Origin of the sequence: Novosphingobium album (ex Liu et al. 2023) (genome assembly GCF_029076845.1) — a bacterium.
Taxonomy (GTDB): domain Bacteria; phylum Pseudomonadota; class Alphaproteobacteria; order Sphingomonadales; family Sphingomonadaceae; genus Novosphingobium.
Window position 1 is genome coordinate 55331 of the sequence record NZ_JARESE010000010.1, and the last position, 18238, is coordinate 73568.

At 68.1% G+C, this 18238-nt stretch carries 15 protein-coding genes; 9 read left to right on the top strand and 6 right to left on the bottom strand.

Going from position 1 to position 18238, the window contains the following annotated elements:
- Positions 1 to 9 precede the first annotated feature (9 nt).
- The 3 genes from PYV00_RS03375 to PYV00_RS03385 are packed head-to-tail and all read right to left on the bottom strand — an operon-like array spanning position 10 to position 2261.
- Positions 10 to 516 (bottom strand): OmpA family protein, encoded by a 507-nt coding sequence (locus tag PYV00_RS03375; protein WP_275226841.1) that lies wholly within the window; start codon positions 514 to 516, stop codon positions 10 to 12.
- A complete protein-coding gene (locus PYV00_RS03380; protein ID WP_275226842.1) occupies positions 497 to 1738 on the bottom strand; it encodes a diguanylate cyclase domain-containing protein in 1242 nt (413 codons plus the stop codon). The genes PYV00_RS03375 and PYV00_RS03380 overlap by 20 nt, the downstream gene beginning before the upstream one ends.
- Before the next feature lie 4 nt (positions 1739 to 1742).
- Positions 1743 to 2261 carry a YfiR family protein gene (locus tag PYV00_RS03385; protein ID WP_275226843.1) on the bottom strand — a complete coding sequence of 173 codons (519 nt, stop codon included), beginning with the start codon at positions 2259 to 2261 and terminating at the stop codon, positions 1743 to 1745.
- A gap of 239 nt (positions 2262 to 2500) precedes the next feature.
- Here PYV00_RS03385 and PYV00_RS03390 point away from each other — a divergent pair, with 239 nt between their 5' ends.
- The 3 genes from PYV00_RS03390 (at position 2501) to PYV00_RS03400 (ending at position 7278) form a co-directional block, all read left to right on the top strand.
- Positions 2501 to 4246 carry a cation:proton antiporter gene (locus PYV00_RS03390; protein WP_275226844.1) on the top strand — a complete coding sequence of 582 codons (1746 nt, stop codon included), beginning with the start codon at positions 2501 to 2503 and terminating at the stop codon, positions 4244 to 4246.
- A 142-nt stretch (positions 4247 to 4388) separates the two neighbouring features.
- Complete coding sequence (ald, locus tag PYV00_RS03395) at positions 4389 to 5504, top strand: alanine dehydrogenase (RefSeq protein WP_275226845.1); 1116 nt, start codon at positions 4389 to 4391, stop codon at positions 5502 to 5504.
- 55 nt (positions 5505 to 5559) lie between these two features.
- A complete protein-coding gene (locus PYV00_RS03400; RefSeq protein ID WP_275226846.1) occupies positions 5560 to 7278 on the top strand; it encodes a GGDEF domain-containing protein in 1719 nt (572 codons plus the stop codon).
- Positions 7279 to 7325: 47 nt separating this feature from the next.
- On the opposite strand, the gene PYV00_RS03405 is transcribed toward PYV00_RS03400, so the two are convergent.
- On the bottom strand, positions 7326 to 7727 hold the full coding sequence (locus PYV00_RS03405) for an acyl-CoA thioesterase (RefSeq protein WP_275226847.1): 402 nt from the start codon (positions 7725 to 7727) through the stop codon (positions 7326 to 7328).
- 4 nt (positions 7728 to 7731) lie between these two features.
- Positions 7732 to 9813 (bottom strand): S9 family peptidase, encoded by a 2082-nt coding sequence (locus PYV00_RS03410; RefSeq protein ID WP_428981606.1) that lies wholly within the window; start codon positions 9811 to 9813, stop codon positions 7732 to 7734.
- Positions 9814 to 9870: 57 nt separating this feature from the next.
- On the opposite strand from PYV00_RS03410, the gene PYV00_RS03415 reads away from it, so the two are divergent.
- From PYV00_RS03415 to PYV00_RS03440, 6 genes are all read left to right on the top strand, one after another.
- Complete coding sequence (locus PYV00_RS03415; RefSeq protein ID WP_275227019.1) at positions 9871 to 11685, top strand: aminopeptidase P family protein; 1815 nt, start codon at positions 9871 to 9873, stop codon at positions 11683 to 11685.
- 60 nt (positions 11686 to 11745) lie between these two features.
- Positions 11746 to 12114 (top strand): VOC family protein, encoded by a 369-nt coding sequence (locus tag PYV00_RS03420; protein WP_275226849.1) that lies wholly within the window; start codon positions 11746 to 11748, stop codon positions 12112 to 12114.
- A gap of 93 nt (positions 12115 to 12207) precedes the next feature.
- Positions 12208 to 12588, top strand: coding sequence for a VOC family protein (locus PYV00_RS03425; protein WP_275226850.1), 381 nt, complete (start codon positions 12208 to 12210; stop codon positions 12586 to 12588).
- 235 nt (positions 12589 to 12823) lie between these two features.
- On the top strand, positions 12824 to 13399 hold the full coding sequence (locus tag PYV00_RS03430; RefSeq protein ID WP_275226851.1) for an EF-hand domain-containing protein: 576 nt from the start codon (positions 12824 to 12826) through the stop codon (positions 13397 to 13399).
- Positions 13400 to 13424: 25 nt separating this feature from the next.
- A complete protein-coding gene (locus tag PYV00_RS03435) occupies positions 13425 to 14162 on the top strand; it encodes a response regulator (protein WP_275226852.1) in 738 nt (245 codons plus the stop codon).
- Positions 14159 to 15574 carry an ATP-binding protein gene (locus tag PYV00_RS03440; protein WP_275226853.1) on the top strand — a complete coding sequence of 472 codons (1416 nt, stop codon included), beginning with the start codon at positions 14159 to 14161 and terminating at the stop codon, positions 15572 to 15574. Before PYV00_RS03435 ends, PYV00_RS03440 begins: the two co-directional genes overlap by 4 nt.
- Here the strand turns inward: PYV00_RS03440 and PYV00_RS03445 are convergent.
- A complete protein-coding gene (locus tag PYV00_RS03445; protein ID WP_275226854.1) occupies positions 15567 to 18170 on the bottom strand; it encodes a M1 family metallopeptidase in 2604 nt (867 codons plus the stop codon). The genes PYV00_RS03440 and PYV00_RS03445 overlap by 8 nt on opposite strands.
- Between the last annotated feature and the right edge of the window lie 68 nt (positions 18171 to 18238).

Genomic DNA, 18238 nt, shown 5'->3' on the forward strand with positions numbered 1-18238 from the left:
TAAGGCGAACTACGGCGTGATCGCGTCGGCCGGAGTCACCAGGATCACCACGCGGCGGTTCTCGCGCCGGCCCTGGACGGTGCCGTTGCTCTCGATCGGCCGGTCCTCGCCATAGCCGATCGCTTTGAGCCGGTCAGGCGCCATGCCGCCGCCCTGCATCGCATCGCGCACCGCCTCGGCCCGCCGCAGCGAGATCTGGCGATTGTATTGCGCCGATCCGGTCGAATCCGCGTGGCCATCGATCTCCGCGCCGATGATGCCGACCTCGATCAGGGCTTGCGACAGGCGGGCGATGCGCCCGCGCTGCTCCTCGCCCAGCGTGGTGCTGTCGATCGGGAACAGCAGCTTGTCCTCGAAACCGAGTTCCCAGTTGTCGCCCTTCTGCTCGAAGCCGCTCTGCTGGAGCAGCGCGACTTGCCGGGCCGTATAGGGCCCCCGGGTCTCGACCGTCTGGCACCCGGCGAGGAGCAACAGCGCGGGCAGGAACGCGCCAAGCCTAGCAAGGCGATTCATCATGGCCAAACTCGCGCCTCCTGAACTTTTCCTGGTACATGGACTTGTCCGCGCGCCTGACGAGATCCAGCGGGTCCGTGCCGTCTTCGGGATAAAACGCCAGGCCGATGCTCAGCGTCATCGCGATCGTGCTGCCATCGGGCAGCGCCATCGGCGGCTCGATCGCTTCGGTAATGCGCGAGACCACGGCGGCGGTATGGCCACGGCTGGGGCAAGGCGCAAGGATCACCGAAAATTCGTCACCCCCCAGCCGGAAAGCGCTGTCCTGCTGGCGCACCGCCAGCCGCAGGCGGCCGGCGATCGCCCGCAGGATCGAATCGCCGGCATCGTGGCCATGGACATCGTTGATCGCCTTGAACCTGTTGGCATCGAGATAAAGTATCGCAAAGCCGGTGTCGTTCGCCACCGATTCGCTGATCACCAGCTGCAGCCGCTGCTCGAACGCGGCCCGGTTGCCCAGGCCGGTCAGCGGGTCTTGCAGGGCCTGGCGCACCAGTTCCTGGTTCTCGCGCGTGATGCCGGTGTGCCAGCCCTGCAGCTCTTCCAGCAGCGAATTGAAATCCTGCACCAGCTTGTCGATCTCGGCGAGGCCGGACACCGGCACGCGGCGCCCGAACGCGCGCTCGGTCCGCACCGCGTGGGCGACTTCACCGATGCGGGTGAGCGGCGCCAGCACGCCGTCCTGCAGGCGGCGGGCCAACAGGTTGGTCACGACGATCGTGAACGTGAGGCACAGGAGCGAGACGATCGCGCCCGACAGGAGATAGCCGGCGATCCCGCCCGCGCTGCCGCGCACGCGCACCTGGGCGATCGTCTCGCCGTTGCGCGCGATGTCGCGTGTCACGGGCGTCGGCCAGATCAGCCGGCTGGCCGCCTGTTCGAGCCGGGACGCCATCCCGTCGCTCACCGGCCGCGTCCAGGTGGCCAGCCTGCGCCCGTCCGCGTCAAGCACTTCCACCGAGGCGACGGCGTCCGCCCCGACGACCGAGGCGATGCCGCTGCGGATCGCCTCGCGATCGCCGAAGACGATGGCCGGCTCGATCGTATAGCTCACCGTCTGCGCGATCAGCACCAGGTTGCGGGCGGCATAGCCGTGGATCACCAGGAAGCCGCTCACCAGCATGGTGATGCCCGCCACGATCACGGCGAACAGGATCAGCTTGCGGTGGACCTGCCCCAGCAGGTGGCGCAAGGTCGGCTGCGGAGAAGGCGGGGCGCCGGTCATCGCGTTATGGCTCCCTGGCCAGGCGCAGCACGCGCGGATCGACGCGCACCCGCGAGCGCGCCACCGCGTCGATGCTGAGCCGGAACGAAAGCGATCCGGGCTGGAACAGCAGGCAGAACATCGCCTCGCTACGGCATTCGGGATCATCCTCGGCAATGGTCAGGACCGCGGCCCCGCGCGTTGCCGCCGTCCAGCGCCGGGCCTGATCCTGCGATAGCCGCCCGATGTAGAGCGCGTCGCAGTTCTGGATGGTCAACGGCCCGCCGGCCGGCAGGGGAATGCGCTGGATCGGCCGCCCGTCGCTCAGCACCAGCCCGGTCAGCCCGCCCGCGTGCAGGGCGGGCCCCACGACGCAGAGCTGCACCGGATTGGTCGGGGTCGGCCAGCGGGTATATTCAAGGATCGAGGTGACAATCTGCGCCGTCGCCCTGGCGGTGCGATCCTCGCCGCCTTGCAGCGGAATGCCCGCCAGCGTTGGCGCCATCGCCGATGCCAGAACCCAGGAAAGCAGAGGTCTCAACATGGCGACCGCCCGCGGCTTTGCCCGAAGCTTCCGCACCCTTGCCCGAAGCTGGCGCGCGAAGGAACGAAAACATGGGGCCCCATCGCTGGCTGCTTGGCCGAATTCCCCCGTCAAGGCAAGCTCGTGGTTAACCGTTGGTGGACGGAACGGCGCCTTGGCCCCGGCGGCCCGCACGGCTAAGAGACAGGCGTGACCGCTCCTGCTCCCACTCGATCCGCCTGCCCACCGGAACCCGCCTGATGGAAGACCACGTGCAGGATTTCCTGCTGCGCGACGGCTTCCTCTTGCTGGGGGCAGCGCTGGCTTTCGTCCTGCTGTTCCGCCGGCTCGGCCTGGGCGCCACGCTGGGCTATCTGCTGGCCGGCGCGGTGCTGGGCCCGCATGTGCTGGGCCTGGTCGGCGATGCGGAGAACAAGATCGGCGTGGCCGAGCTGGGCATCACGTTGCTGCTGTTCATCGTCGGGCTGGAACTGGCGCCGCGCCGGCTGTGGCGGCTGCGGCACGAGATCTTCGGGCTGGGGCTGCTGCAAGTGGCGATCTGCGGCCTGGCCGTTTCCGGCGTGATCTGGCTGTTCACCGGCTTCAGCCTGACCGCTTCGCTCGCGCTTGGCCTGCCGCTCGGCCTGTCGTCGACCGCGCAGGTGCTGCCGATGCTGCAAAGCGCGGGGCGGCTGCATTCCCCGTTTGGCGAGCGGGCCTTCGCCATCCTGCTGTTCCAGGATCTCTCGATCATCCCGCTCATCACCATCATCGCGGCGATGAGCCGCAATCCCGCGTTGGTCGAAGGTCCGCCAGGCTGGCAGCTCGCGCTCAACACCGTGCTGGCGATCGCCGGGCTGATCGCGGCGGGCCGCTTCCTGATCCGGCCGCTGTTCCGCCTGATCGGCAATCTGGGCGAGCGCGAGATGTTCGTGGTCGCCGCGCTGTTCACCGTGATCGCCTCGGCCGCGGTAATGCAGGCACTGGGGCTTTCGACCGCGCTGGGCGCGTTCATCGCGGGCGTGATGCTGGCCGATACGCCGTATCGCCACGAGCTGGAAGCCGATGTCGAGCCGTTCCGTTCGATCCTGCTCGGCCTGTTCTTCATGACCGTGGGCATGATGCTGGACCTGAGCGCCATCGCCGAGCGGCCCCTGTTCGTGATCGCCATGGCGCTGGCGCTGATCGCAGTGAAAAGCGTGGTGATCTTCGTGCTGGCCAAGGCTTTCCGCACCGACTGGCGCAACGCGCTGGCGCTGGGGCTGCTGCTGAGCCAGGGCGGCGAATTCGGCTTCGTGCTGTTCGCGCAGGCGACCGACGCCTTGCTGATCGAGCCGCAGGCGGCCAGCCTGTTCAGCGCCATCATCACCCTGTCGATGGTAACGACGCCGTTCCTGATGATGGCGACCCGGCGCATCCGCGAAACGCCGCTGTCGACCGAAGTGCGTGATGCGCCGCAACCGGACGGCGCCAGCGCGCTGGTGGTGGGCTATGGCCGCTTCGGCCAGACCGTGGCGCAGATGCTGATCGCGGCCGAGATCGAAGTGACGCTGATCGACACCGATGTCGAGATGATCGACACCGCTGGCGGCTTTGGCGCCAAGGTCTATTTCGGGGACGGCACGCGCATCGACCTGCTGCGCCAGGCGGGCGCCGGCGAGGCGGCGCTGATCCTGTTCTGCATCGACGGCGAGCAGATCACCGAGGAGTTCCTTGGAGCCGTGCACCGCGCCTTCCCCCAGGCGCAGATCTGCCTGCGCGCGTTCGACCGGCGCACCGTGCTGCGGCTCAAGAACGCGCCGGTCCGCTTCATGGTGCGCGAAGTGATCGAATCGGCGGTAGCCATGGCCCGCGCGGCGCTGGACGGCCTGGGCATCGCGCTGGAGGATATCGAGCGCGCCGAGGCGACGTATCGCGCGCGTGACAAGGAGCGGCTGAAGCTCCAGCACGAATCGGGCGACTTGCGCGCCGCGCGCGACCGCATCCTGACCCAGCCCGAACGGTAGCCTTTCGCATTCGCCTTCCGCGCAAGACGGATCGGGCGGCAGTGAAAGATCCCGCCGCGCGAAACCCTATTTCAATGAAACATTCCGCGAGGATGCGCGTATCCTGTCCGCCACCAGAAGCGGCCATGGGCGGAGGCAGAGGATGCGTGTCGGAACAGTTCGCGAAATCAAGAACCACGAATATCGCGTCGGCCTGACGCCCGAGAGCGCGCACGAACTGGTCGCGCATGGGCACGAGGTCTGGGTGGAGACCGGCGCGGGCCTGGGCATCGGCGCCGCCGACAGCGCCTATGCAGCCGCCGGCGTGACGATCCTGCCCGATGCGGCCAGTGTGTTCGCGGGCTGCGAGATGATCGTGAAGGTCAAGGAACCGCAAGCGGCCGAGCGGGCCATGCTGCGCGAAGGCCAGGTGCTCTACACTTATCTCCACCTCGCGCCCGATCCCGAGCAGACCGCCGATCTGGTGCGCTCGGGCGTTACCGCCATCGCCTATGAAACCGTCACCGGCGCGCGCGGCTCGCTGCCGCTGCTCAAGCCGATGAGCCAGGTCGCCGGGCGCATGTCGATCCAGGCGGGCGCGACCGCGCTGGAAAAGGCGCATGGCGGGCGCGGCGTGCTGCTGGGCGGGGTGCCGGGGGTGATGCCGGCGAAAGTCGTGGTGATCGGCGGCGGCGTGGTCGGCTTCAACGCGGCGCAGATGGCCGTGGGCCTGGGCGCCGACGTGACCATTCTCGATCGCGATCCCGAAGCGCTCGAACGGCTGGGCATCCATTTCGAAAGCCGCGCCAAGACGCGCTTTTCCAGCCGGGCCAACCTGGCCGAAAGCGTGGCCGAGGCGGACCTTGTCATCGGCGCGGTGCTGATCCCCGGCGCGGCCGCGCCCAAGCTCGTCACCCGCGCGATGCTGGGCACGATGAAGCAGGGTGCGGTACTGGTGGACGTGGCGATCGACCAGGGGGGCTGCTTCGAGACGAGCCATCCCACGACTCACGCCGACCCGACGTTCATCGTCGACGGCATCGTCCATTACTGCGTCGCCAACATGCCCGGCGCCGTCTCGCGCACCAGCACTTATGCGCTCAACAACGTGACGTTGCCGCACGCGCTGGCGATCGCCGACAAGGGCTGGAAACAGGCGCTGCGCGATGATCCGCACCTTGCCGCCGGGCTCAATGTCCATGCGGGCCAGATCACGTTCGCGGCCGTGGCGCGGGAACTGGGCTATGCCCACGTGCCGGTGGAAAGCGTGATTTCCTGATTTTCGCCACGGCACCTTAACTTCATTTTCAAGCACGGGGGCGCAGGCAAGCAGGATGATCCCCGCCGGCCTGCGCCATCTTCTTTTCCTGCTGCTTGGGCTATGCGCGATGAGCGGGGGCGCGGCGTGGGGCGAGACAGGGCGCGCGCCCCCAGACACCGGCGCGGCGCGGACCTGCCATGCCGGTGTGCCTGCCGGAACCAGCTATGCCGCCGCCGCCGCGCGGCCGGGCCTGTGGAACTGCGCCGGCACCGGCTGGTCGATCGCCCGGCCCCGCGTCTTCGTCCGCTTCGACCTGGGCGCCACCATCCGCGAGCCCCAGATCCTGACCACGCGGCTGACCCGGTTCGACCGGCTGCGCCTGATCGCCATCGGCGTGAATGGGCGCGTGGCCGCGCGTGACTTCTCCCCCGACGCCATGGCTTTCGCCAGCGACGACTGGCTGATGCGCGCGCCGGTGCCCGATCCCGGATCACCGATCGCACAGGTCGTCATGCAAGTGGACGGCGCGCGCCACGCCGGCATCCTCAGCAGCGCGCGGATCGACCCCCCGCCCGCGCCCTCCGACGCGACCACCACCGAACTGGTGATCGCCTGGCTCTGCGGCCTGCTGTGCGTGCCGCTGATCTTCAATTTCGCCTTCTTCCGCGTGCTGCGCCAGCGCTTCGTGCTCTGGCACGCAAGCGCGGTGCTGTTCATGCTGATGCACACGATCATCGCCAGCGGGATCATCAACCGCTTCACCAGGCTGTCGATGATGGAACTGAGCGTGCTTTCGGCCTTCACCTGGGCCTTCGGCGTCGTTTCGGCCGGCCTGTTCCTGGCCGACCTGATCGAGCCGGGAAAGCTGGGCCGGGCCAGCCGGACCATGCTGCGATCGCTGGCGGTGTGGGTGCCGTTCTGGACCACGTTCTACCTGTTCGCGGGCGGCCCGCTGCGCGCTTTGGTGACGCCGGTCTACAACGCCTCGTTCATCCCGGTGATCGCCGTGCTGACATGGGCGATGATCGAGGGCGCGCGGCACGGCAGCCGCGCGGTCTGGTTCCCGATCATGGCCTGGACGCCGCTGATACTGACCAGCGGCACGCGCCTTGTCACCTCGCTCGGCCTGTTCGGCGCGCCGATGGAGATGCTGATCGAGCAGCACATCGCCATCGCGCTGGAAATCATCATCACCTCGTTCGGCGTGGCCGATCGCTTCATGATCATCCGCCGCCAGCGCGACGGGGCGATCGCCCACACCAAAGTGCTGGCCGGACTGGCCGAGCGCGATCCGCTGACCGGCCTGTACAACCGCCGCGTGATCGAGGACCGCTTCGACGACCTGTTCGCCAGGGGTTTCCACACCATGGCGGTGATCGACCTTGATCATTTCAAGGTGATCAACGACACCTATGGCCACGCGGTGGGCGACAGCGTGCTGCAGACCGTGGCAGTGGCGCTGATGCCCGATACCGATACGATCGCGGTGCGCATCGGCGGCGAGGAATTCCTGCTCCTGCTGCGCGGCCACAACGCGGCCGACCGGGCCGAGCGCCGGCGCCGGGCGATCCCCTCGCGCGTCGCGGGCGAATTGCCGGGGCTGGACCGGATCGTCACCGCGAGCATGGGCATGGTGATCCACCAGGCGGGCGGCGGCTTGCACACCGGCTTCGCCGAGCTTTACGCGCATTGCGACCGGCTGCTCTATGATGCCAAGGACGGCGGGCGCAACCGCACCTGCAGCGAAGCGATCACCGGCTTCGCCGCCCCCGCCCGCGCCGCGCGGGGGTGAGGGTGTATTGGGAAATGCGCTGTTCCGCGCATTTCCCAATACACCACCTACCCAGCCGCGAGGAACGGCGCGGCGACTTCGGCCGGAACCCGCTTCAACCGGCCCGAGGCGATCTCGATCATCGCCCAGGTGGTGCGCGCCGAGACGATGGGCTTGCCCGCCGCGTCGCGAAACTCCACGCGCCGATCGAACCGCGCGCCGCTGGGCCCCTCGGGAATGAACGTATGCGCGGTGACTTGCTCGCCTTCGCGCACGTTGCCGCGATAGTCGATCTCGTGCCGCGTCACGACCCAGGCATAACGCGCCTGATGCTCGGCCGACGCCACCGCCTGCCAATGGGCGGTGGCGATCACTTCCATCCACTGCACCCAAACCGCGTTGTTGACGTGGCCCATCACGTCGATGTGCTCGGGCCCCGCCGTGAAGGTCATGGTGAAGCCGTTGCCCATCGGGTCAGTCCGCCACGCCCAGCTGCCACAGGATAAAGGCGAATTCCTCGGCCGTTTCGCGCAAGCTCTCGAACCGGCCGGACTTGCCGCCGTGGCCCGCGCCCATGTTGGTCTTGAGGATCAGCTCATGGCCGTCGGTCTTCAGTTCGCGCAGCCGCGCCACCCACTTGGCCGGTTCCCAATAGGTCACGCGCGGATCGTTGAGGCCGGCCGTCACCATCATCGGCGGATAGGCCTGCGCGCGCACGTTGTCATAGGGGCTGTAGCCGCGGATCAGATCGAAGGCGGCCTGGTCCTCGATGGGATTGCCCCATTCGGGCCATTCGCCCGGCGTCAGCGGCAGCGAAGGGTCCAGCATCGTCGCCAGCACGTCGACGAACGGCACATGCGCGACGACCGCGCCGAACAGTTCGGGATCGGAATTGACCACCGCGCCCATCAGCTCTCCGCCCGCCGATCCGCCCGAGATGCTGATCCGGCCCTTCGCGGTATAGCCGCGATCGATCAGCGCCCGGGCCGCATCGACGAAATCGTTGAACGTGTTGGTGCGCTTCTCCAGCTTGCCGGCCTTGTACCAGGCACGGCCCAGGTCATCCCCGCCCCGGATATGCGCGATGGCATAAGCAAAGCCGCGATCGACGAGGCTGAGCCGCGAGGTCGAGAAGCCCGGCTCGATCGCGATGCCGTAAGCGCCATAGCCATAGAGATGCAGCGGCCCGCCCGGCGCGCGATCCTTGCGCATGACGACGCTGACCGGAATCGCGGTGCCATCGCGGGCGGTGATCTCCAGCCGCTCGGTGGTGTAGAGCGCGGCGTCGTAGCCCGAGGGGATCTGCTGCACCTTCAGCGTTTCCAGGGTGCCGCCGGCAACGTGATAGTCATAGACCGTCGCCGGGCTGACCATCGATTCGTAGGACAGCCGCAGCTTTTCCATGTGCCATTCGGGATTGTTGGAAAGTCCGGCCGAATAGCTCGCCTCGGGAAAGGCGATCGGCTCGATCCGGCCGGGATCGTCGTAATAGCGCACCTCGATCCAGTCTAGCCCGGCGCGGCGGCCCTCGACCACGTAGAAGTCGCGGAACAGGCCGAAGCCGGTCAGGTAGAATTCGTCCGAACCCTCGATCAGCGTCGTCCATTCGCCCGGCCGGTCGAGCGGGGCGGTGGCGAGGCGGAAGTTCTCGTGCGTGTCGTTGGCGTGGACATACAGCGTGCCGTCGCGCTCATCGACATCGTATTCGACGCCTTTCCGGCGCGGGCGGACGAGGATCGGCGCGGCCAGCGGATCATCGGCCGGGATCAGCCGGACCTCGCTGGTTTCATGATCGCTGGCGCCGATGACCAGCCACTTCTCGTTGGCCGAAAGCGAGGAGCCGACCCGGAACCCCTCGTCATCCTCATGATAAAGCTCGATATCCTCTGACAGATCCTGGCCCAGCCAGTGCAGCCGGGCATTGTCGGTGCGCCAGTTCTCGTTGGCGAGCGAATAGACCAGCGCCTTGTCGCCCGCGACCCAGACGAGCGAGGACAGGGTGCCGGGAATCTCGTCGGCGAGCAGCTCGCCGCTCGCCAGATCCTTGATGCGGACGGTGAAGCGTTCCGAGCCGTTGTCGTCGAAGGCATAGGCGAGCAGGCGCCCGTTCATGCTCGTCGCGATCGCGCCCAGGTTGAAATAGTCCTTGCCCTCGGCCAGCGCCACTTCATCGAGGATCAGCTCGTCGGGGCCGCCCGCGATCGGCCGCCGCCACCATTTCTTGTATTCCGCGCCTTCCTCGAACTCGATCCAGTAGAGCCAGTCGCCATCCTTTTGCGGCACCGACTTGTCGGCTTCCTGGATCCGGCCGCGCATTTCGCGGAACAGCCGCTCCACCAGTTCGCCGTGCGGCGCCATGCGCGCTTCGAACCACGCGTTCTCCGCTTCCAGGTGGGCGAGCACTTCCGGGTCGGTCACTTCGGGATAGCCCGGATCGCGCAGCCAGGCGTAATCGTCATGCACGGTCACGCCATGATGGGTGAAGCTGTGCGGCTTTTTCGCGGCTTTCGGAGGCCCGGAGAGGCTGCCGGCGCGGGTCTGGGTGGAACTTGCCATCCCTCGCATCTATGTTGGCGGGATGGCCCCCGCAAGCCGGATACCCGAACCATGCTGATGAACACCCATGAAGCCCGCCTCGATGCCTTGCGCAAGGAACTCCAGCGACAGGGGCTCGACGGGTTCGTCATCCCGATTTCAGACGAGCATATGAGCGAATATGTCGGCGCCTATGCCCAGCGCCTCGCCTGGCTGACCGGGTTCGGCGGATCGGCCGGCACCGTCGCGGTGCTGACCGACAGCGCGCTGGAACCTTCGGCCGCGATCTTCGTCGATGGCCGCTATACGCTGCAAGTGCGCGATCAGGTCGACGGACGGCTCTATGCCTATGAAAGCGTGCCGCAGACCAATGTGGCCAAATGGCTGGGCACCCATGCCCCGGCCGGCGCACGGATCGGCTATGACGCCTGGCTCCATGGCAAGGGCTGGGTCGCGGCGGTGACGAAGGCGCTGGCGGAAAAGGACGGCGAACTCGTCGCGGTGGCGGCCAACCCGGTCGATGCCATCTGGGACGATCGGCCCGCCCCTTCCCCCGCCCCGGCGCTGGTGCACGCGGATCGCTTCGCCGGCCTGTCGAGCCAGGCCAAGCGCGAGGCGGTGTCCGAATGGCTGACCGAACGCAAGCTCGATGCCGCCGTGATCTCCGCGCTCGATTCGATCGCCTGGCTGCTCAACATCCGCGGCAGCGACGTGGAACGCACGCCGGTCACGCTGTCCTATGTCATCGCCCATGCCGATGGCACCGCCGACCTGTTCATCGCCGAGGAGAAGCTGACGCCCGAACTGCGCCAGCATCTGGGCAATGCGGTGCGCATCCAGCCGCGCGAGGGCTTCGTGCCGGCGCTGCATGGCCTGGCCGGCAAGCGCATCGCGGTCGATCCCGAACGCGCGGTGCAGGCGATCTTCACCGCGCTGGAACAGGGCGGGGCGACGGTGATCGAGGAACGCGATCCCACCGTGCTGCCCAAGGCGGTGAAGAACCCGGTCGAACAGCAGGGCCACCGCGACGCGCAGGCGCGCGATGGCGCCGCCGTCTCGCGCTTCCTGCGCTGGATCGCGACTGAGGCGCCCAAGGGCGGCGTGGACGAACTGGCCGCCGCCGCTCGGCTCCAGCGCTTCCGCGAGGACAGCGGGGACTTGCGCGACCTGTCGTTCGACACGATCTCGGGCGCGGGGCCGAACGGCGCCGTGGTCCACTACCGCGTCAGCGAGGAGACCAACCGCGTGCTCGAACCGGGCAGCGTCTATCTCGTCGATTCGGGCGGCCAGTACCCGGACGGCACCACCGATATCACCCGCACCGTCTGGATCGGCCCCGGCGCACCGCCCGCCGAAGTGAAGGACCGCTTCACCCGCGTGCTCAAGGGCCACATCGCGCTGGCCCGCGCGGTCTTCCCGCGCGGCACGTCGGGCAGCCAGCTCGACGTGCTGGCGCGGCAGTTCCTGTGGTCCGCCGGCCTCGACTATGCGCACGGCACCGGCCACGGCGTCGGCAGCTTCCTTTCGGTGCATGAAGGGCCGCAGCGCATCGCCAAGTCGGGCGGCGCGCAGGCCGGCGGCGATCAGGAGCTGCTGCCCGGCATGATCCTTTCGGACGAGCCGGGCTACTACAAGACCGGCGAATACGGCATCCGCATCGAGAACCTGGTGCTGGTCGAGCCGCGCGAGATCGCGGGGGCGGAAGACGCGTTCCTCGGCTTCGAAACGCTCACGCTGGTGCCGATCGACCGGGCGCTAGTCGATCCGGCGCTGCTCGCGCCCGAGGAACGCGCCTGGTGGAATGCCTATCACGCACGCGTGCTGGAGGTGATCGGGCCCCGGCTCGAAGGCGCGGACAAGGCCTGGCTGGAAGCGCAGTGCCAGCCCTTGTAGGACGACCTTTGTTCTCGTAATGTTCTGATTATTGACTGAGTCGCAAGGGAGACCCATGAGATGATCGGATACGTAACGCTCGGCACCAACGACCTGCAGCGCGGCGCGAGGTTCTACGATGCCATCGCTGCCGAACTGGGCGTGGGCCGCATGATGGACTTCGAGAGCTTCATTGCCTGGGGCGTGCCCGGCGGCGCGCCCGGCATCGGCCTGACCAGGCCGTTTGACGGCAAGGCCGCGACAGTGGGCAACGGCGTGATGGTCGCGCTCGAAGCGAAGGACGAGGATCAGGTCAAGCGCCTGTACGATATCGCGCTGAGCCACGGCGGCACCGACGAAGGCGCGCCGGGGCCGCGCGGCGAAGGCTTCTATGCCGCTTATTTCCGCGATCCCGATGGCAACAAGCTCAACGCCTTCGTCGCGGGTTGACGGCATCCGGCCCCCGGCCGCGCGCCATCGCGGCCCTTGCCACGGGGCGGCCGGCTTGCTTCAATCGGCCCGCCAACAAGCGGGAGAGAGACAGTGCCGGTTGCCCACGTGACTTTCGGAACCAATGACCTGGAGCGCGGGGCGCGCTTTTACGATGCGATCATGGACGCCTTCGGCGGCGCGCGCAGCTTCGCGCACGATCGCGCGATCGGCTGGAGCTTTCCCGATGGCGGGCCAAGCATCGGCATCACTTATCCGTTCGACGGCGAAGCGGCCAACCGGGGCAACGGCACGATGTTCGCGCTGATGGCCGCGAGCGAGCAGCAGGTGCGCGATGTCCACGCCGCCGCGCTGGCCCATGGCGGCAGTTGCGAAGGCCCTCCGGGCCCACGCGCCAATGGTTTCTTCGCCGCCTATTTTCGCGATCCCGATGGCAACAAGATGAATGCGTTCTGCGTGCCGGCCCAGCCATGAACATGGCGAGAAGCCAACAATGCCGGAGGAACTTGCGGCCGCATGAACACATGTTCGCTTTGGTGACAATTGGCGACAAATTCGCGGAATACCGGCATAAACGCGCGACACAATGGCTCTAGAACTGCTCCTTAGAAAGTCGCGGGGCAGAAACTTCCCTTCCCTTCCCCCGCCTCGCGGCTTTCACCGTTTTCCCCTGGAAGCAGTGATTGGAGTGATTGAAATGAAAAAGTGGATGATCGGCCTGCCGATAGCCGCGCTCGCGATGGCGGGCGGCGCCTATGCCCAGCAGAGCACGCGCCCCGATGCCGATGGCAACGGAACCCTCACCCGCGCCGAGATGCAGACCCATGCCGCGGCGATGTTCACCCGGATGGATGCCAACAAGGACGGCAAGCTGGACAAGGCGGACCGCACGGCGCGCATGGAGGAAATGCGCGCGAAGCGGTTCGCCGCGCTCGACGCCAACAGCGACGGCCAGATCTCGCGCGCCGAGTTCATGGTGCAAAAGCCGATGGGCGACGGGCCGATGGCCAACCGGGGCGACAAGGGCCAGGACGGCAAGGATCGCGGCCATCGCGGCTGGGGCAAGCGCGGCGGCCATGGCGGCATGATGATGATGGGCCGGATGGCCGATGCCGACAAGGACGGCGCGATCACCCAGGCCGAATTCACCGCCGCCGCCGCCAAGCACTTCGATATGCTGGACGCCAACAAGGACGGCCAGGTCACGAAGGAGGAACGGCAGGCCGCGCGGGCGCAGATGAAGGCCAAGTGGCAGGAAATGCGCGCCAGCAAGGCCGCGAATTGACCGGAGGGCGCGGCAGGCGAATCCCATGAATGAATCCGCGCCCACCAAGCTGCTGCTTGTCGATGACGAAGCAGCCCTGCGCGAACCCCTGGCCGAGTACCTCTCGCGCCAGGGGTTCGACGTGACCCAGGCCGCCAGCGCCGCCGACGCGCGCAGCCGCCTGCGCGAGGATACGGCCGACCTGGTCCTGCTCGATATCATGATGCCGGGCGAGGATGGCCTTTCGCTGTGCCGGCACCTTGTTGAAAGCCGCGACATTCCCGTGATCTTCATCACCGCCCGAGGCGAGGCGACCGACCGGATCATCGGCCTGGAGATCGGCGCCGACGACTATGTCGTCAAGCCGTTCGAGCCGCGCGAACTGGTCGCACGCGTGCGCAGCGTGCTGCGCCGCGCGGCGCGCACGCCGTCGGCCGCGCCGGTCGAGGACGAGGTGTTCGAATTCGAAGGCTGGCAACTCGATCCGCTCAAGCGCCGGCTCACCGACAGCGAAGGCGCGGTCGTCGCCATTTCCTCGGTCGAGTTCCGGCTGCTGATGGCCTTCCTTGAGCATCCCCGGCAAGTGCTCGATCGCGACCGGCTGCTCGACATGGTGCAGGGCCGCGAGGCGCATCTGTTCGATCGCGCGGTCGACAACCAGGTCAGCCGCCTGCGCCGCAAAATCGAGGTCGACAGCCGCAATCCGCAACTGATCCAGACCGTCTGGGGCGGCGGCTACATGCTGGCCGCCGATGTCAGGCGCGTTCCGCAGGATGCGGCATGAATTTCCCGCGCCCCCGCAGCCTGATGGGCCAGATGCTGCTCGCGGTGGCGGTCGCGCTGCTGCTGGTCCAGAGCATCAGCGCCGTGCTGATCTATCGCGCGCAGCGCGAACGCTTCGAAAGCGCGCTGCTGAACGCGGTCGCCTTCCGGCTGGCGATGGAGACGCGCGGCGCCAAGCGCGCTGCCCAGGTGCGGCGCTTCAACCCGTTCGGCGATGGGCTGCCGCGCGGGCTGCGCGTGGAATACAGCTCGCGATCGCCGCTCCAGGCGGGCGAAGTCTCCGATGATCATGCCGAAACCGGCCTGCGCGAGATCCTGACGGAACAGGGCATCCCGGCCGCGCAAGTCGTCGTCGTGCAACGCGCGGTCGGCGACGATCCGGTGGCCCGCGCCTGGGCCGCGCGCCACGCGGCGCGGCAAGGCCAGGGTCGGGGCGATGACAAGGAGGCGCACGATACGCATCTGCTGGTGGCCGGTGTGCGCGCGGCGCCCGATGCAAGCTGGATGATCGCGCGCATCCGTTCGCCCCGCGCCGAATCCGCCTTGCTGCGGCCGCTGCTGGTCCAGACGCTGGTGATCTATCTGGTGCTGGTGGGCGCGGTGGCGCTGATCCTGCGGCGCATCACCCGGCCGCTCGCCGCGCTGACCCGGCGGATCGAGCACTTCGCCGCGACGCAGGACGCCGATGGCCAGGTGCTGCCTTCGGGCCCGGATGACATGCGCCGGCTGATCGTGGCGCACAATGCCATGGAAGCGCGCATCGCCGCGCTGCTGGACGAGAAGGACGTGATGCTCGGCGCGATCGGGCACGACCTCAAGACCCCGCTGGCCGCGCTGCGCGTGCGGATCGAATCGGTCGAGGACGATACCGAGCGCGCGCGCATGGCCTCCACGATCGAGGATATCGTGCGCACGCTGGACGATATCCTCTCGCTCGCCCGCGTCGGCCGGCCCAGCGACCCGCGTGAACGCACCGAGCTTTCCGCGCTGGTCGGCTCGGTGATCGAGGAATACGAGGACATGGGCGAGCCGGTGGAGTTCGGCGAGATCGAGCGCGTGGTGCTGGAACTGCGGCCGACCTGGCTGCGCCGGGCGCTGCGCAACCTGATCGGCAATGCCTTGCGCTATGGCCAGCGCGCGCGCGTCTCGCTGGCGCGCGAGGGCGGGCTGGCCGTCATCCGCATCGACGATGAAGGGCCGGGCATTCCCGACGACGTGATCGAGGCGATGATGCATCCGTTCACGCGCGGCGACCCCTCGCGCAATTCGGAAACCGGGGGCGCCGGGCTGGGCCTCGCGCTGGCCCGCGCCATTGCCGACCAGCATGGCGGCGACCTCACCTTGTCGAACCGGCGCGCGCCCGACGGGGCGATCCTGGGCCTGACCGCGCGGCTGGCGCTGCCGCTCACCTGAGCTTGGCGAAGCCGCGCGAGATTTCCATCCCCAGCGTCTTGTCGAGCACGCCGCAATTGCGCACGCGCTCGATCGAGCGTTCCAGTTCCACCGCGCCCGGCGTCGCGGCCAGCTTGGGCCGCAAGTCGCTGGCGATGCGGTCCGCCCGCGCGACCGAGCAGAAATGGCCGACCGCGCGCGGCAGCCGGGTCGCGAAGAACAGGCCGCCGCTGCCCGAAAGCAGGCTGTCGGCATGGCGCACGATCCATTCGTAGCCTTCATCGCGCGTCGAACTGCGCGCCATGACGCCATCCAGGATGTCGCTGCGCTCGCTGGGGCGCAGGCGCGGATCGTCCAGGTCGAGCAGCCAGGCGGCGATGGCCTTGTTGCCGGTGCGCGCCGCCGCGCCCAGCGCCTCGGGCCGGAACACCGGATCTTCGGACGAGAGCGCCTGTTCGACCAGCGCCCGCGCCGTCTTGTCGTTACCGAAATAGAGGTGGAGGTCGAGCGCGTGGGCCAGCCATGACGGATCGAGCGCGGCATGGTCGCCGGCCAGATAGGCCTCGGTCGCATCGCGCAGCTGGCGCCGCAAGTGCCCCGCCCCCGCGGTGCCGAGCAGCGCCGAGACGATCTGCACGCGCCGCTGCGTGCGCTCGGCCGGCTCGTGCGCGTAGGCCCCGGCGCGCGGATCGAAGCCATATTCGCCCAGCAGCTTGAGATAGGTCCGCTGGCGGAAATCGCGCCAGCCGCGCCGTCCTTCGGCATCGACGATGCCCATGCGCACCAGATCGCTCATCGCCCGGTCGGCGGCATCGGCGGCGTAGCTGTCCGGGTGGCGGACCAGCTTGCGCGCCAGCCGCGCCAGTTCCGACACGTTGCCCCGCCCGGCCAGGACCGAGGCATTGAGCGAATCGACCAGCGCCAGCGCTTCCCCGCCGCTCAACCGGTTCGCGTGCCGGATCAGCGCCTGCCAGTGGCGGTCGGCCAGCTCGAAGCGGTAATAGCCGGTGCCCCAGACATTGGGCACCAGCGGACCGTCGCCTTTCAGCTCGAAATGCTCGGTCCGCTCGGTAATCAGCTTGCACAGCCGGTTGCGATCGCGCCGCACGCACATCGGGATAGACCAGCGGGTATCCGGCGCCACTTCGCTGAACGGGGCATAGCGCAACTGGCTGACGGTGAAGCGATCGCCATCGCGCCGGAAGACGAGCAGCGGCACGCCCTGCTGTTCCACGAAGCTGCGCATGGCGGTGACGATGCGCGGATCGTTGGCCGCTTCGGCCAGCGCGTCGAAGAAATCGGCGCTGGTGGCCGTGCCGTAGCGATGCGCGGCGATATAGCGGCGCACCCCATCGCGGAAGGTATCGCGCCCGAGATAGACCGAGATCATCGCGATCACGTGCCCGCCCTTGCCGTATGTGATCGAATCGAAAGCCGAATCGATCCGGTCATTGCTCCTGATCGGCTGGCGGATCGGCCGGCCGGCCACCAGCGCGTCGGTGTTCATCGCTTCGAACCCCTCCACCAGCACGCCCGAACGGATATTGAGCGCGGGCCGCCAGGCATCGCCGATGAAATAGCCCATCGTGTTGGCGAAGCTCTCGTTCAGCCAGAGATCGTCCCACCATTCGGGCGTGACCAGATCGCCGAACCACTGGTGGGCCAGCTCGTGCGCGACGATGCGGCCGAATTCGCGCTGCTGCGCGACGGGCGCGTTCTCGTCCATGATCAGCAGGTCGTCGCGGTAAAGGTCCGCGCCGGGGTTCTCCATCGCGCCGGGCAGGATCGGCGTCGTGACCTGATCGAGCTTGGGAAACGGGAACGGCCCGTCGAAGTAATCTTCCAGCAGCCGTACGATCAGCTTGGAGCCTTCGAGCGCGAAGGCCATCTTGCCTGCGTTCTGGCGCGTGGTGATGATGCGCAGCGGCAGCGGCCTGGCGCGTTGCACGGTGGGCGGCACTTCGCCCGCCAGGCTGACGAACGGCCCCACCATCATCGCCACCAGATAGGTCGGCAGCGGCGGCGTTTCGGCGAAGCGGTGGACCTCGCCCCCGTCGCGCGCGGTGGTGGAGATCTCGGGCGCATTGCTCACCGCCATGAGGCCGGGGGGCGTGTGCAGCGTGATGGAAAACGGCGTCTTGAAGCCGGGCTGGTCGAACGAGGGAAACGCCGCGCGCGCGTCGATCGACTGGAACTGGGTCCAGCTGTACCACGCGCCGTCGACTTGCAGGTGGAACATGCCGGCCGGGCTCTGCGCGAAAGCGGCATCGTAATCGAACACCAGCGTGACGGGGCCCGCCGGCAGATCCTCGGGAAAGGTCAGGGTGGCGCCGCCGGTCGGATCGCGCTGGCGCCAGCGCCCCGCCACGATCCTGCCGCCGATGCGCGCCTCGGCCCGCCGCACGTCCAGATCGCGGCCATGCAGGTCGATCTCGTGCCGGGGCCCGGCCAGGGTCACGTCGATCTCCACCTGCCCGCCGAACCGCTCCCGCGAAGGATCGACCGTCAGGTCCAGCCGATAGGCGACCGGCCGCACTTCGTCCCCCAGGCGGCCCGCGAGGGCGGCCGGCGGAGCGCGTTCGCCCACAACCTCGATCGGCTGCCCGTCCTCCCCCAACGCGGGGTTTGCAAGAACGGCAAGGACGGCAGCGGCAATGGAAAAAATCAGTCGCTTTGGCGCCATCC

Coding starts and splice junctions, on each gene's coding strand:
- PYV00_RS03435 (WP_275226852.1), top strand. CDS start 13,425: ATGAATGAATCCGCGCCCACCAAGCTGCTGCTTGTCGATGACGAAGCA.
- PYV00_RS03430 (WP_275226851.1), top strand. CDS start 12,824: ATGATCGGCCTGCCGATAGCCGCGCTCGCGATGGCGGGCGGCGCCTAT.
- PYV00_RS03405 (WP_275226847.1), bottom strand. CDS start 7,727: ATGGGCAACGGCTTCACCATGACCTTCACGGCGGGGCCCGAGCACATC.
- PYV00_RS03440 (WP_275226853.1), top strand. CDS start 14,159: ATGAATTTCCCGCGCCCCCGCAGCCTGATGGGCCAGATGCTGCTCGCG.
- PYV00_RS03400 (WP_275226846.1), top strand. CDS start 5,560: ATGATCCCCGCCGGCCTGCGCCATCTTCTTTTCCTGCTGCTTGGGCTA.
- ald (WP_275226845.1), top strand. CDS start 4,389: ATGCGTGTCGGAACAGTTCGCGAAATCAAGAACCACGAATATCGCGTC.
- PYV00_RS03415 (WP_275227019.1), top strand. CDS start 9,871: ATGAACACCCATGAAGCCCGCCTCGATGCCTTGCGCAAGGAACTCCAG.
- PYV00_RS03420 (WP_275226849.1), top strand. CDS start 11,746: ATGATCGGATACGTAACGCTCGGCACCAACGACCTGCAGCGCGGCGCG.
- PYV00_RS03375 (WP_275226841.1), bottom strand. CDS start 516: ATGATGAATCGCCTTGCTAGGCTTGGCGCGTTCCTGCCCGCGCTGTTG.
- PYV00_RS03390 (WP_275226844.1), top strand. CDS start 2,501: ATGGAAGACCACGTGCAGGATTTCCTGCTGCGCGACGGCTTCCTCTTG.
- PYV00_RS03380 (WP_275226842.1), bottom strand. CDS start 1,738: ATGACCGGCGCCCCGCCTTCTCCGCAGCCGACCTTGCGCCACCTGCTG.
- PYV00_RS03385 (WP_275226843.1), bottom strand. CDS start 2,261: ATGTTGAGACCTCTGCTTTCCTGGGTTCTGGCATCGGCGATGGCGCCA.
- PYV00_RS03410 (WP_428981606.1), bottom strand. CDS start 9,813: ATGGCAAGTTCCACCCAGACCCGCGCCGGCAGCCTCTCCGGGCCTCCG.